The 13,639-nt window shown below is 64.0% G+C and carries 12 protein-coding genes; 6 read left to right on the forward strand and 6 right to left on the reverse strand.

The window, feature by feature from the left end:
* Nucleotides 1–40: 40 nt before the first annotated feature.
* From H618_RS21445 to H618_RS0108855, 3 genes are all read right to left on the reverse strand, one after another.
* Entirely contained in the window at nt 41–1,318 is a 1,278-nt protein-coding gene (locus tag H618_RS21445; protein WP_033727598.1) for a flavin-containing monooxygenase, read from the reverse strand.
* A 166-nt stretch (nt 1,319–1,484) separates the two neighbouring features.
* Entirely contained in the window at nt 1,485–2,042 is a 558-nt protein-coding gene (locus tag H618_RS21450) for an acyl-homoserine-lactone synthase (protein ID WP_161628444.1), read from the reverse strand.
* A gap of 85 nt (nt 2,043–2,127) precedes the next feature.
* Nucleotides 2,128–2,844 carry an autoinducer binding domain-containing protein gene (locus tag H618_RS0108855; RefSeq protein WP_050577258.1) on the reverse strand — a complete coding sequence of 239 codons (717 nt, stop codon included), beginning with the start codon at nt 2,842–2,844 and terminating at the stop codon, nt 2,128–2,130.
* Between the two features lie 318 nt (nt 2,845–3,162).
* Here H618_RS0108855 and H618_RS22080 point away from each other — a divergent pair, with 318 nt between their 5' ends.
* Genes H618_RS22080 through H618_RS0108885 form a run of 6 tightly spaced genes read left to right on the forward strand, consistent with a single transcriptional unit; the run spans nt 3,163 to nt 10,483 of the window.
* On the forward strand, nt 3,163–4,368 hold the full coding sequence (locus H618_RS22080) for a sterol desaturase family protein (RefSeq protein ID WP_050577259.1): 1,206 nt from the start codon (nt 3,163–3,165) through the stop codon (nt 4,366–4,368).
* A 27-nt stretch (nt 4,369–4,395) separates the two neighbouring features.
* Nucleotides 4,396–5,640 (forward strand): aminotransferase class I/II-fold pyridoxal phosphate-dependent enzyme, encoded by a 1,245-nt coding sequence (locus H618_RS21460; protein WP_050577260.1) that lies wholly within the window; start codon nt 4,396–4,398, stop codon nt 5,638–5,640.
* On the forward strand, nt 5,641–6,831 hold the full coding sequence (locus H618_RS0108870) for a GNAT family N-acetyltransferase (RefSeq protein ID WP_028694741.1): 1,191 nt from the start codon (nt 5,641–5,643) through the stop codon (nt 6,829–6,831). It begins immediately after the preceding gene.
* Nucleotides 6,821–7,987 carry a GNAT family N-acetyltransferase gene (locus H618_RS0108875; RefSeq protein WP_081673754.1) on the forward strand — a complete coding sequence of 389 codons (1,167 nt, stop codon included), beginning with the start codon at nt 6,821–6,823 and terminating at the stop codon, nt 7,985–7,987. The genes H618_RS0108870 and H618_RS0108875 overlap by 11 nt, the downstream gene beginning before the upstream one ends.
* Nucleotides 7,959–9,791: a MutS-related protein gene (locus H618_RS0108880; RefSeq protein ID WP_154660639.1), complete on the forward strand. Its 1,833-nt coding sequence runs from the start codon at nt 7,959–7,961 to the stop codon at nt 9,789–9,791. The genes H618_RS0108875 and H618_RS0108880 overlap by 29 nt, the downstream gene beginning before the upstream one ends.
* Nucleotides 9,788–10,483, forward strand: a complete 696-nt coding sequence (locus tag H618_RS0108885; RefSeq protein WP_028694744.1) for a GNAT family N-acetyltransferase — start codon at nt 9,788–9,790, stop codon at nt 10,481–10,483. The genes H618_RS0108880 and H618_RS0108885 overlap by 4 nt, the downstream gene beginning before the upstream one ends.
* Nucleotides 10,484–10,559: 76 nt before the next feature.
* Here H618_RS0108885 and H618_RS0108890 read toward each other — a convergent pair whose 3' ends face one another.
* From H618_RS0108890 to H618_RS0108900, 3 genes are read right to left on the reverse strand one after another with little or no spacing between them, the layout of a single operon-like run.
* Entirely contained in the window at nt 10,560–10,886 is a 327-nt protein-coding gene (locus H618_RS0108890) for an AtuA-related protein (RefSeq protein WP_028694745.1), read from the reverse strand.
* Nucleotides 10,883–12,247 (reverse strand): acyclic terpene utilization AtuA family protein, encoded by a 1,365-nt coding sequence (locus H618_RS0108895; protein WP_028694746.1) that lies wholly within the window; start codon nt 12,245–12,247, stop codon nt 10,883–10,885. Before H618_RS0108895 ends, H618_RS0108890 begins: the two co-directional genes overlap by 4 nt.
* Nucleotides 12,248–13,540: a CitMHS family transporter gene (locus H618_RS0108900; protein ID WP_028694747.1), complete on the reverse strand. Its 1,293-nt coding sequence runs from the start codon at nt 13,538–13,540 to the stop codon at nt 12,248–12,250.
* Nucleotides 13,541–13,639: the final 99 nt, after the last annotated feature.

Genomic DNA, 13,639 nt, shown 5'->3' on the forward strand with positions numbered 1-13,639 from the left:
AAAATCCTTCAAGGCAAATGCAATTGGGGCAGGGTGGGGTTCACTGTTCGGCCTGGCGCTGCCCGGCATCGCGGTAGGCGCTGTAGCTGCGCTGCGTGGCGATGTGTCCGGCGACGTGCTTGGCGTCGTGCCACACCCCCCAGATGAAGCTCGAACCGCGCCGCGACAGCCAGGGCAGGCCGAGGAAGTACACGCCAGGTTCGCTGGACACCCCGCGCTGGTGCTGCGGCTTGCCCTTGGCATCGAAGGCATCGACCTGCAACCAGCTGTAGTCCACCGAATAGCCGGTGGCCCAGATGATGCTGGTGATGCCGGCTTCGGCCAGGTTCAGCGAAAGAATCGGCTGGCTGATGCAGGCCGCGTCCGGGTGGCGCTGGCGCGCCTGCGGCTCGGGCGGCAGGTCGAGGCCATGGCGCTCGACATAGGCGTCGGCGGCATCCAGCACGGCCAGGTAGTTGGCGTCGCCAGCGTTGAGGTTGTCGGCAAGATCGGCGCGGAAGGTCACCACACCGTCGTTGAACGACTCGGTGAGGCCGACCAGAGTCATGCCTTCCTGGGCCAGGGCGCGAAAATCGATGGTGTTGCCCCCGCGCGCGCCGCTGACGGCGATGGTCACGTGCTCGCGGCCCTGGCGCGGGGTTTCTGCGTCCCACTCCCCGAGCACCCCCAGCCACCAGCAGAAGTCGCGGTTGCGGTAACGCCGTGGCGGCCGGTCGTGGGCGCCGACCGACAGGTACACCTGCTTGCCGGCGCGTTGCAGTTCATCGGCGATCTGCACCCCGGAAGAACCGGCGCCGACCACCAGCACCGCGCCGTCAGGCAATTGCTGCGGGTTGAAGTAGGCGGCCGAGTGGATCTGATACAGGCTTGGGTCGTGCGGCGCGATGGGCGGAATCACCGGGGTCTGGAAAGGCCCGGTGGCCACCACCAGACGCTGCGCCTCGATCACCCCGTCGCTGGTTTCCACCCGAAAACCGCTGCGGCCCTCATTGCGCACCACCCGCGTGACCTCCACCCCGGTGCGCACCGGCACCTGGAATTTCTCGACATAGGCCTCGAAGTAGTCGGCCACCCGATCCTTGCCGGCGAAGGCGTCCGGGTCGAGGTCATCGAAGTCCAAGCCCGGAAAGCGGTCGTGCCACACCGGCCCATTGGCCACCAGCGAATCCCAGCGGCCACTGCGCCAGGCCTCGGCAACGCGCTTGCGCTCCAGCACCAGGTGCGGCACGCCGAGGCTGCCGAGGTGTTCACTGGCGGCGATACCGGCTTGGCCGGCGCCGATCACCAAGGTGTCGATGGTGGTTGTCTGTGCGGGCATGTCTGCGTCCTTCGAACAGGTCTGAGAGCGGCCAGGACGAGTGCCCGGCGCGGGTTGCCCCCATAGTGTTCAGAATGCACACCCAGCGAAATGATGATTTTTGTGGTGGTTGCAGAGGAAAAAGCTGGGGCGCCCGCCACCCAGGATGGCGTGGGCCGCTGGCGCTTCACGAGGCCTCGAGCTGGCTGTACTGATTGCCGCAGAAGTCCAGGGCGACCAGATGCTCACGCGCGTGGGCGACGGGTGCGCAGAGTCGGCGAAACTGCACCTTCTCGCGTCGGAAGTAGCGTTCTATCGAGGTGTTGGTCACGGCGATCACGTCACGGGCGCCGAGGTGCGCAGCGAAGCGCAAGGACGCCTTGAACAGGTCGATGCCAAGCCCTGGATGCAGATCGGAAGCCGCCCCGTAGCGCGACAGTTCCCAGACCTGCGGATCGTGCGGAACCGAGTCACCGCACAGATGGGCGAACACTTGCCCGAGCAGGTAGGGGCGTGTGGTGGGCAGCAGTCGAGTGCAGCCGATCAGGTTGCGCTTGCCGTCGCGGGCCAGCACATAGCAGGTCCCGGTGGTATCGAATTCATCGAACTCGATCAGGGTGTCGCGTCGCACGCCGGGCAGATCCCAGCCGAGCCGACTGACGAAGACCCGATGGCGGAACAGGCCGAGTTCGTGGAGCTGGGCGGCAGACAAGTGTTCGTGGCGTTGCAGTGTGAAGTGATACACGGTCGGTCCTTGAATGAACCGCCCCATGCCGATGCTGCCGGCGCGGAGCGGTGTCCTTGGGGCATGCGGGGGTGCCGCAGTGCCGTCAGATGAGCCCGAGCGCGGCGGCGTAGGCAGCGGCCGATATGCGGTTACCAGAGCCGAACTTGCGCTGCAGGTTCTTGACGTGGAAATTCACGGTGTTCTCGGAAAGGCCGATGATTTCGGCGATGCTGTTCGAGCATTTGCCATCGGCGATCCATTTGAGAATTTCTGTTTCACGTCGACTCAGGTCGATCGCCGGGTAGGCGCAGGCGGGGCGTGGCCGCTGCTGGCGCTCGAGCCACTCGGTGATGCAGCGAAGTTTCAGCTGCAGCGACAGGTACTCTGCGGCGCGCACCGCTTCATCGGCGCGGGCGACGCCCAACACGTGGGTGCTGTGGTCCAGGCCGCGCATCATGAAGGTCGCGCCGATGTTAAGACCGCAGGCACGCGCCTCATTGAAGATCACGCAGTCGTTGAAATCGCTGTGCTCGGCCCAGACGGCAAGGCCTGTCTGCCGCGCTGTGGCGATCGAGGGGTCGCTGGCGCCGTAGCACTGTTGGTTGTAGTGCGCAATCCACGTCTGCGGATAGCTGCCGATGATCGAGTGATTGCTCTGGGAGAACGGCACCGGTCGCCGATGGCTGTAGGCGAAGCAGTCGAAGCCGATTCGCCTGACCTGCCGATCGATGTGGGCGAGCCAGCCGTCTTCGCTGACTGGATCGGTGTTGAGCGCCACCCACCAGTCGAAAAAGTCAGCATCGTAGGCGCTGGACAGCATGACAAACTCCCTTCCCTGATGAACGTCCACCCAACTTCCTGTTAGGTGCCAGCATGGTGCTGCGGCCAGAGGTATAGCACCAATTGCCGAGCCTGCGTACCGCGTGTTCCTGGTTCGCTGAATTAGAACGATCGAACGCTGCCTGGATTAAGCCGAACCGTCTTCGTGCAGCCCGCTGCGGCCTTGCCGATTGTCAACTACCTGTTCAAGTAGTTGCGCCAGCATGCCCGTTGCAAGAGGCTTGCCCGCTGAAAAATCGGCTTCGACGAGGCCGAGCCTGGCCCGGCGAAGCGACGGGTCGTGTGTAGGAGTGGGTCAATGTCCGAAGAGGCGTTCATAGCCTATCTGCTGGTGCTGGTCGTCGGCGCGGTACTGATCGAAGCGCTGATTCTGGCGGCAAGGCGCTCGGCCCATTGGCAGCCCCGCGAGGGTGTCACCAATCTGTTGCTGGGCATCACCAATCTGGTGGTCGGCGTGCTGTTCACGGCAGTCAACCTGTCGGTCTACACCTACCTGTACGAACATTTTTCCCTGGGCCTGAGTTTCGACGGGTTTGCGGCAAACCTGCTGTTCGCGTTGCTGGTCTATGACCTGCTGTACTGGATCAATCACTGGGCCCACCATCGCCTGTCGATACTCTGGTGCAACCATCTGGTGCATCACTCGGGCAGGTCGTTCAACCTGACCACGGCGGTCAGAATCGGTTGGTTGGGCAACTTCACGGTGTGGTTGTTCTTCTTGCCCATGGCCATGCTCGGCATCGCCCTTGAGTACTACCTGCTGGTGGTCGCGGCGCAACTGATCTACCAGTTCTTCATTCACAGCTCGATGATCCCCGAGCTGGGCGTGCTGGAGAAAGTGCTGGTCACGCCGTCCCAGCACCGGGTTCACCATGCCAGCAACCCCCAGTACCTGGACAAGAACTTTGGCTGCTTCTTGGTCATCTGGGACAGGTTGTTCGGCACCTACCAGGCCGAACTCGAGCACCTGCCGGTGAGCTATGGCATCACCACACCGATCATCCACGAGCACGCCACCGGTTACCTGAACACGTTCCTCTACCTGCCGTATCTGCGCACGGCATTCGCCCAGGTCGGCTGGCGCGCGAAGTGGCGGGTATTACTGGGCGGCCCGGAGCGAGTCGAGCTTGCCGACAACGCCGAGCGAGCCGCCTTCGCGACCCGCGCCAGCCACGGTCACTGGGTGGGTTTCATAGCTCCGACCTTGCTGGGCTTTTACCTGGCCATGCAATACCCGGCGTTGCCGACCAGCAGCGCCGTCATCACCGCCGCCGTGTTCTTGCTGGCGGCCAACGCGGCGGGCCTGCAGCACCGCTCTGCTCGGGCCCATGGCGCGTTCAACGCAGCGGTGGCGCTCGCGCAGATAGCGGTCAGTGGCCTGCTGTTGCTGGAGTCGAGCGAGCACGCTTACTTGCTGGTAGCGGTGGCGTTGAGCGCCGCTGGCGCACTGATTCATCCACTGTTGCAGCGCAGCCCATCCCGCGCAGAGCACACCCCCACATGAAGTTGACAGGAAGTCGAGGACCCAACGGTGCCTAATAGTCTGGCAAGGAACGATGTTTTTCTGGGCTCGATTCTGGAGCGCTACGAGCGTTTCATCGAAAACGGCAACATGGAGGTGGTCGGGCGAGTGTTTCACTCCAAGGCCACCAAGAACAGCGTGGTCAGTTACAGCCGGGGGCGCGACGATCGGCGACCTCAGGAAGTGCTGCACATGGGGTCATACAACTATTCGGGCCTCAACGGACACCCGCAGATCAGTCAGGCGGCCATCCAGGCCATAGGCGAATACGGCACCACCTCCAGTGGGGTGCGCCTGCTCAACGGGACCTGCGACCTGCACCTGGAGGCCGAGCGCCGGCTGGCGCGTTTCCTCCGTGTGGAAGAGGTGCTGACGTTCTCGTCCGGGTTTTCCGCCAACCTGGCCGTGCTGGGCACCTTGTGTCGACCAGGCGATGTGGTGCTCAGCGACATGCTCAACCATCAGTCGATCGTCGACGGCCTGAAGCTCAGCGAGGCCAAGGTCGTGCCTTATCGCCACGGCTCGGTGAAAAGCATCGAGCGCTGCCTGCAGGGCCTGAGCACAGAGCAACGCAAGTTCATCGTCACGGACGGCGTGTTCAGCATGGATGGCGACCTGGCGCCCTTGCCGCAGATCGTGGCGCTGGCCAGGCAGTACAACGCCTTCCTGATCGTCGACGACGCCCACGGCACCGGACACATCGGACCCAATGGCCGTGGCACGCCCGCGCATTTCGGTCTCGTCGAGCAGATCGATGTCCTGACCGGCAGTCTGAGCAAGGGGTTGCCAGGCGTCGGCGGCTTCGTCGCTACCAACCGACGTACCGCCAACATCCTGCGCATCGGCTCCAATCCCTACATTTTTTCTGCTTCGCTGCCCCCTGCGGTGTTGGCCTCGATAATCGCTGCGCTCGATGTGCTGGAGGCTTCGCCCGAGATCATTTCCGAGCTCAAGAGCAAGACCGACTACTTCGTCGCACGCCTGCGCGCCGAAGGCTTCAATTTGCTCAACACCCAAAGCAGTATCGTGCCGCTGCTCACGTATGACGAAGACACCGCCTATGGCCTGGCCAAAGCCCTTCACGAGCAGGGGATCTACGTCAATCCGATCGCCTACCCGGCGGTGAGCAAGTCTCGCGCCCGAATTCGCATCAACCTGAGCGCGAACCTGACCTACGAAGAACTCGATTTCAGCATCGCGCAGATCACCCAGGCCGGCCGCGCGTTGAATCTGCTCCAGAACGGTCAGGCTTGAATGCGTTATTCATTCCAGTGGTCCGCGTCCCTCGAGGCGATCTCCATCAGTGACTGGCAACGGTGTTTCGACGCCAGCGATGCGCTCACCTCGTACGCGCTCCAGCAGGCGCTGGAGCGTGCTGGCATGGTCGAGGCGTTCCATTACCTGCAGGTATTCGCCGACGGAGTTCCCACAGGACTGGTGCCGTGCTGCGTGATGGAGTACCCGTTGGCCGACCTGGCGCCGAAGAAGGTGCAGCGCCTGGTCGGCAACATCCAGAAGGTCTACCGCAACTTCCTGCGGGCCAGGATGTTCGTGGTCGGCAGCCCGATCGCCACCTGTTCCGACATGCTGGGCATCCCTGTCCTGAAACGAGGCGTTGCGCCGGCCGAGCTGATCGGCGCACTGGCCACGCAGATCGAGCGCAAGGCGGCCAGCCTCGGCATCGCTTTCACCTGCCTCAAGGAGCTGTCACCGTCGCTCAACCAGCGCCTGCTGGACGAGTTCGGCAACACCTATGTGGTGTGCCGCAGCCCCGATACCACCTATGTCTGCACGGCGCCGGTGGGGGAGTTGAGCTATCAGCAGAACATGCTCAGCAAGTATCGAAACGTCATGAAGAAACGCCAGAAGGACTTTGCCACTACCGGCCTGGTCTGGCGGGTGGTCGATGATTTCGGCGCATACGCCGCGCAGATGCATCGGTTGTACCTGAATGTCCTGGCGCGTTCGCACACCAAGTTCGAGCGCCTGACCGAAGCGTTCTTCCGGGAGGTCAACCAGCGGCTGGGCGGCTCGGCCTACGCCCTGATGTGCTTCGACGGTGCGCATTTGGTGGCATTCGAGCTGTTTCTCAAGGGCGAGCAACTGCATCCGCTTTACCTGGGTATCGACTACGACTACCGAGAGGCTGGGTCGCTGTACTTCAACTGCCTGTACAAGATCGTCGAACAGGCCGAGCAGCAGGGCCTGGCCTACATCGAACTGGGCCAGACCAGCTACGAGCCCAAGTTCAGCATCGGCGCGGTGTCCGTCCCCCGTTACTTCTACATCAAACATCGTTCGGCGCTGATGACCCATTTGCTCAGGCTGGGCAAACCGTGGTTGTTCCCCGACCCGGTCATTCCCGAACTGCGCAGCGTATTCAAACTCAAGGACCAGTACCTGCAAACCCTTCGCGCGACCGGGGTGCTCGACCATGTTGATTGAGCGGTTCGATTGTCAGGGGATGTGCGTCAGCCTCTACGACAGTGTCACCGACCTCGCCGTGCAGCTGTGGGACGCCACGCTCGCTGACGGCCACCCCTATCGCACGCATGCCTTCATGACGACCGTCGAGGCGGTTTTCCCGCAGCGTCAATACCGCTACTGGCAGCTGCGCGGCGCCGACGACGCTCTGCTCGCACTGGGCTTCAGCAGCCTGGCCGACGTCGATCCGCTGGCCGATGTCACGGGTATCGGCCAGCGGATCGTAAGCGCCATTCGCCGCGGCTACCGGCGTTTCGGGCTGCTCAAGGTCGCCATGCTGGGGTGTTACGAGACCTCCGGAAGGCATTGGTGGATCGCGCCGGGGGTGGAGCCAGGTTCGATACATGGGGCCATGGCCGTGGTGCTCGAACGTGCCCATGCAAGTGCCAAGGTGCTGGTCTATCGGGATATCGAACATGGCGAAGCGTCGGCAGCCGCCGCCCATCACGCGTTGACCCAGCGTGGCTATGCCGAGGCCGCGAACTATCCCTTGGCCCTGATCTTGACCCAGGGCCGAGGGTGGGACGCGCACTGCGCCGCGTTGCGCTCGAACTGTCGCAAGATCATCAACAAGGCGCTGGCCGACTTCCGCCAGTCGGGGTTCACCATCGAGCACCACCGCGGGCAGGTGGCGGATTTGCCGCGCCTCTACGCGCTGTATGCCAATACCCATGCCAAGGCCGTGGAGTTCAAGCGAGAGTTGTTGCCTTACGCGTTTCTGGAGCGTTTGATCAGCGACTGCGATTCGATCGTGTCCGTGCTCTACGACAGCGCAGGCCAGGCGCAAGCCTTCATTCTCACCGGGGTCAGCGAAACAGTGTTGAACCCGTTCCTGTTCGGGCGCGATTATCACGCCGGTCGTACCGTCAATGCCTATTACGTACTGCATGCGCAAATGCTCGAACACTGTGCCGGGCCGCAGGTGCGTTGCATCGACCTCGGCATCACCAACTATTTCGTCAAGCAGAACTTCGGTGCCACGCTTGCGCCGAACGCTATTTACATCAGGCTCAGGCATGCTGGGTTGAACGGCCTATTGGGGAAGCACATTGCCAAATTCTTTGCAGTCGAGCAGCCAGCCGAGCGCAGTGGGCTCAAACGAACGGCCCAGGCTTGAAGCGCTCGATGTCAGAAACGCGTTCACCACGCGCATTCACTCGACCACGGCCAGGGCCGCTGAACTGGCCCGCCGCATCAAGGGCGTGGAAGCGGCCCGGCTGGTGGTGTTTCTGATCATTCCGACCCTGGCCTACCACGGCTTGAGCGAAGGCTTTGCCGGCTGGCTGGTCGCAGCGCTGATCATCAGCGTTCTGGCGTTCGTGCTGTTGGTCGCGCTCCACGCTGGCCTTGAGCAGCGTCGCCGTCATGCCCTGTGTGTGGTGGCCGTCAACCAAGACTCGCTGGCGCGGCTCGAGCGTGATTTCGCGGCGCTGCCAGCGTGCCCGGTCGGCACCACGCAGCGCTGTTCGCAGCAGGATCTGGACCTCAACCTCTATGGTCCAGCCTCGCTTGGGCAGTTGCTGTTCAACCAAGGCACGCGCCTGGGGCAGGCCAGGATCGAGCAATGGTTCGCCCACCCGGTGAGCTACCCCCAGATCAGGGCCAGGCAGCAGGCGATCAGCGAGCTGGCGCAGTTGCTGGACCATCGGCAAACCCTCAGCGCTTACGCGCGTCAAATCAATACCGGGCACTTGAACCTGGCCGATCTGGTGGGCTGGGTTCAGGCAGAACGCGGCTACGGCTTTCCGACCCACGTGCTGGTCATCGGTCATGCCCTGACCGGGCTGACGCTACTGGCCGGGGTGGCCGTGGCGCTGTCACTGCTCCCGGCCATGCTGTTGGCAGGCTGCGTCCTTGCCAACCTGGTGTTCTATGGGCTGACCGCCCGATCCCTGCACTCGGTGTTCGCCGGTACCGACGAGGCCGCCGATGCCTTGAACGCGTTGTCGCGGTGGATGGGCGCGTTCAGCCGCCAGCGCTACGCCAGTGCCATGCTGGTCGAACTGCAGCGCCAGGTGTTCGCCCACGACACGGGCCCTGTGCAGGCGATCAAACGCCTGGACTCGATCCTGAGCTACGCCCGACTGCGACATAATCCGACGGTCAGCTTCTTCGCCCAGGCCTTTCTCAACTGGGATTTCCACACGGCCTGGGCAACCTATCGCTGGAAGCGTGCCCATCAGCAGCATGCGCCGGTCTGGTTGCAGGCGATGGGCGAGCTGGAGTGCCTTTGTGCCTTCGCCTCCCTGGCCCAGGAAAACCCGGCCTGGAACTTCCCGGTGATGTCTGCTGACCTGTGCATTCGCGGCAGGCAGGTGAGTCATCCGCTGATGCAGCCGCAGCACGCGGTGGCCAACGACGTTGAGCTGTGTCCAGGCAGGATGGTGGTGATCACCGGCTCCAACATGTCCGGCAAGACTACCTACATGCGCACCATCGGCCTCAACCTCAGGCTTGCACAGGTGGGCTCGGTGGTCGCCGCCGGCTCGTTCGAGTTCAATCTGGCGAAGATGGTCTCGTCGATTTCGGTGGCGGACTCACTGAATCAGGGGCTGTCGTACTTCATGAGCGAAGTGCTGCAGATCAAACAGGTGGTCGACACCGTGCGCTGCGAATCGCCGGTGATCGTGTTGCTCGACGAGCTGCTCAAAGGCACCAACGAAAAAGAACGCACCATCGCCATTGTCGAGATTCTGCGCACGTTGTGCGAGCACCAGGCGCTGGGGCTGATCACCACGCACAATGTGGCGTTGGCCACTGCGCCTGAGCTGTCGGATTGCACGCGCAACATCTACTTCGAGGAGGAGTTCGACGCGCTCGACCAGGCCACGCTGCGCTTCAGCTACCGGCTGCAGGAGGGAGTGTCGCAGAACACCAACGCGATCAAGTTGCTGCGCTCGATGCAGGTACTGTCGTCATGACGGCGGCACCTGCGCCACACCTGCAATACGACATCGCTCGCGCGCAGGACGCACCTGCCATCGTCGAACTGATCCGCAGCATCGCACCGGCGGCGCTTGAACAGATCTACGGCGCGCACAGGCTGCGGGGATACCTGCTCGACGCACTGTTGCGCGATCAGGGACATTTCGGCCTTTCTCGGCACCGTGTGCTGCGTCTGGAAGGGCGTTGCATCGCGGTGATCGCAGGCTATCGCAGCGCAGACAAACTCAGACTTGACCTCGCCACCCTCGTTTCGATTGTCAGGCACTACAACCCGGTGCGCGGCTTGGCGGTGATCAGGCGCCTCGTCGAATCGGTCCAGCACTGCGAAAAGCCCGGTAAAGGCGCGTACTTCATCTACAACTTCGCCATTGCCGAGGCGTTTCGCTCGCAAGGCCTTGGCACGGCGCTGTTCCTGCGCGAAATGCAGCAGGCGGCGCGCAGTGGCTGCAACGCCATGCAGCTGGACGTGGACGCCGGCAATGCCGGTGCGGTGAAGTTCTACGAGCGCCTGGGCCTGACCGCGCGCAGCTGTTCGCCAGCGCGCGCCAGCTTCACCCACGCGCCCATGCTGCGAATGACAGGCGAGTGCCGCTCGAGCGAGCTGGACCGGCACCCCAGTTTGCGGCCCTCTTGCGAACGTGCTGACAACCTCCCGCTGTCACCTTAGCGGCCGGCAGGCCGCTTGCGCTTGAGCACCAAATCTCGGGCAAAGCGGACGGAGCCAGCGCGCGGGTGCTGGCCGCTCAGCCCTCGTCAAGCCTCAGGGCAAGCAGCGCCGCGCCCAGCGCCTTGCCATGGGCATCGAGTGCCAGCGAGCGTGTCACCCCACCGCGCAGGATGCCTGGCAGAACGAAATTCAACGCACCCAGTTGCGGCAGTTCATAGCGCCGTACCGGCGGGCTGTCGGCGCCGAGCAGCTCGGCGAAACAGGCGCTGACGCGCTCAGCGCTCAGCTTGGCGGCCAGGCGCGGGAAGTCGTCGATATCGTAGGCGATGATCGAAATGTTCGAGGTATCGCCCTTGTCGCCCGTGCGGCTATGGGCCAGTTCGCCCACGGTAAGCGTGCTCATGGGGTGTTCTCCAGATGGACCTGCACATTGACGGCGTCGCGCGGCAGCTGCAATGAGGCCACGGCCATCACCTGACGCACCGATTTGCTCGCGCCACCGCCGCCGTAAGGGCCGTTGGTGTAGAGGGTTTCAACTTCATTGCCGATGCGCAGCGCCTGCTGTTTGTCGGCACAGCGCGCCGCCACGCGCAGGCGCACCTCCCACGGCTCAGCAGCGCCCTGGCTACCCAGCGCCTCGCCATGCAGGCTGCTGATGCCGATCAGCTCGGCGCGGATGTCCTCATGGGCCACCCCGCACAGGGCCAGGCGCTCGAGCACGATCCGCTGCGCCAGACGCCCACGCGCCACCGCGTTGGGCCCGCCGTACGACATCTGTCCTTCGCCGATCCAGCCATCGAGGTAGCCCACCGAAACCTTCAGGGTTTCGGGTCGCGGATGACCGTCGGCCCCGTGCACACGTACCTGGTCGGCCGCCACGCAGTCGAAGCGGGTCTGGCTGAAGTCGGCGGTGACATCCGGGGTGAGGTAGGCCGTCGGGTCGTGGACTTCGTAGAGCAGTTGCTCGGTGCAGGTGGCGCGGTCGATGCGCCCACCCGAGCCTGCCACCTTGCTGATCACCGCCGCGCCACTGGCGTCGATCTCGGCCAGCGGAAAGCCCAGGCGATGCAGGTCATGCACGTCTTTGCGGCCTGGATCGGCGAAGTAGCCGCCGCTGATCTGCCCCGCGCATTCGAGCAGGTGACCGATCAGCGTGCCTTTGCCCAGCAGCGTCCAGTCATCGCTGCGCCAGCCGAATTCGAACAGCTGCGGTGCGAGAAACAGCGAGGGATCTGCGACGCGACCGGTGATGATCACGTCGGCGTCGGCCTGCAGGGCCTGGACGATGCCTTCGGCGCCCAGGTAGGCGTTGGCCGAGATCAGCCGCTCGCCCAGCGCGCGCAACGACAGCCCGTTGTCGAGTTGCCGCGTGGGCTCGCGCAGCAGCGTCGCAAGTACGTCGTCGCCGGTCACTGCCGCGACCTTGATGTCGGGCAGACCCAGCTCGGCGGCGAGCCGGCGCACTTCCCGCGCCGCACCGAGCGGGTTGGCCGCGCCCATGTTGGTGATGATGCGCAGGCGTCGACGCTGGCCGTCGGCGCCACGGCCGACGAAGGGCAGCACGCGCCGCATGCGCTCGCCGAGCAAGGGGTCGAAGCCGCTGGCCGGGTCGCTCAGATACGCCTGCTGGGCCAGGGCGATGGTGCGTTCGGCCAGACACTCGAAGACCAGGTAATCCAGCTGACCCTGCTCGGCCAGCTCTACCGCAGGTTCGATGCGGTCGCCGGAATACCCGGCGCCTGCGCCGATACGTAGGGTTTTCATTCAGAACACTCCAATGGCCATGGCGGTCAGGGTCATCAGGACCGACGCCGCGAACAGGAAGGGGATGGTGAAGCGCTGATGGTCGGCCAGTTCGATCTTGCACAGGCCCACCAGCAGGAAGGTGGCAGGGGTCAGTGGGCTGACCGGGAAACCAGTGGTGTGTACCCCCAGCAGCGATGCCTGGGCCACCTGCATCGGGTCGACGCCCAGGGCGCGGCCAACTTCGGCCACCACCGGCATGATGCCGAAGTAGAACGAGTCGGGGTCGAACAGCAGGCTCAGGGGCATCGACAGGAACCCCACCACCGCCGGAATCGCCTGGCCGTGGCCCGCCGGAATCTGCCCGACCGCCACTTCAGCCATGGCCTTGAGCATGCCGGTGCCCTGCATGATGCCGGTGAACACCCCAGCGGCGAGCAGGATGCTGGCCATGGTCAGGGCGGTCTTGGCGTGGGCATCGATGCGTGCCCGCTGGGCGTCGACATTGGGGTAGTTCAGGCACAGCGCGACCACCGTGCCGAGCATGAACATCACCACCGGGTCGACCACGCCGGCGATCATCACCGCCATCACCACCAATGTCAGCGACAGGTTGAGCCAGAACAGCCGCGGCTTGCGCAGCTCGCGCTCGGCGTCGCTCAGCATCCGTTGATGAGGCTGCGCGTCGATGCTGTTCGGGCCCAGACCCAGACGTCGTTCTTCGCGTTTGCCCAGCCAGTAGGCGCAGGCGAAGACAAACGCCAGGCCGACGATCTGCACCGGAATCAGCGGCTGAAACAGCTCGGCCACCGGCACGTGCAGGGCGGCCGACGAGCGCAGCACCGGCCCGGTCCAGGGCAGGAAGTTGACCCCGGCGGCCATCGCCGTGACGCAGGCCAGAATGCGTTTGTCCATGCCCAGGCGGGTGTAGAGCGGCAGCATCGCCGGGATGGTCACCAGGAAGGTCACCGCCCCCGAGCCATCGAGGTGCACCAGCAGCGCCAGCAGCGCCGTGCCCATGACGATGCGCGTCGGACGCGTGCCGACCCGCTTGAGAATGCGGTCGATGATCGGGTCGAGCATGCCGGCGTCGGTCATGATGCCGAAGAACAGGATGGCGAAAACGAACATCCCCACCACCGGTGCCACGTTCTTGATGCCAGTGATGATGAAGGCGCTGGTCTGCAGACCGAAGCCGCCGAGCAGTGCGGCGATGATGGGCAGGGCGATCAGCGCGACCAGGGGCGAGATGCGTTTGCTCATGATGCTCACGAGCATGCAGACGATGGTGACGACACCGAGGGTGGCGAGCATGGAGTGATCCTCTCTGGCCTCTGCGGTCGCGGTGGCGACGAGAAGCCCTGTTGTTGTTTTGCAAGAGTAATAACAACGTGGCTATGCTCTGTGAATTGA

This window comes from Pseudomonas cremoricolorata DSM 17059 = NBRC 16634 (genome assembly GCF_000425745.1).
Classification (GTDB): Bacteria; Pseudomonadota; Gammaproteobacteria; order Pseudomonadales; family Pseudomonadaceae; genus Aquipseudomonas; species Aquipseudomonas cremoricolorata.

Coding starts and splice junctions, on each gene's coding strand:
- H618_RS21445 (WP_033727598.1), bottom strand. CDS start 1,318: ATGCCCGCACAGACAACCACCATCGACACCTTGGTGATCGGCGCCGGC.
- H618_RS0108890 (WP_028694745.1), bottom strand. CDS start 10,886: ATGAGCACGCTTACCGTGGGCGAACTGGCCCATAGCCGCACGGGCGAC.
- H618_RS0108900 (WP_028694747.1), bottom strand. CDS start 13,540: ATGCTCGCCACCCTCGGTGTCGTCACCATCGTCTGCATGCTCGTGAGC.
- H618_RS0108870 (WP_028694741.1), top strand. CDS start 5,641: ATGCGTTATTCATTCCAGTGGTCCGCGTCCCTCGAGGCGATCTCCATC.
- H618_RS0108885 (WP_028694744.1), top strand. CDS start 9,788: ATGACGGCGGCACCTGCGCCACACCTGCAATACGACATCGCTCGCGCG.
- H618_RS0108895 (WP_028694746.1), bottom strand. CDS start 12,247: ATGAAAACCCTACGTATCGGCGCAGGCGCCGGGTATTCCGGCGACCGC.
- H618_RS0108875 (WP_081673754.1), top strand. CDS start 6,821: ATGTTGATTGAGCGGTTCGATTGTCAGGGGATGTGCGTCAGCCTCTAC.
- H618_RS22080 (WP_050577259.1), top strand. CDS start 3,163: ATGTCCGAAGAGGCGTTCATAGCCTATCTGCTGGTGCTGGTCGTCGGC.
- H618_RS0108855 (WP_050577258.1), bottom strand. CDS start 2,844: ATGCTGTCCAGCGCCTACGATGCTGACTTTTTCGACTGGTGGGTGGCG.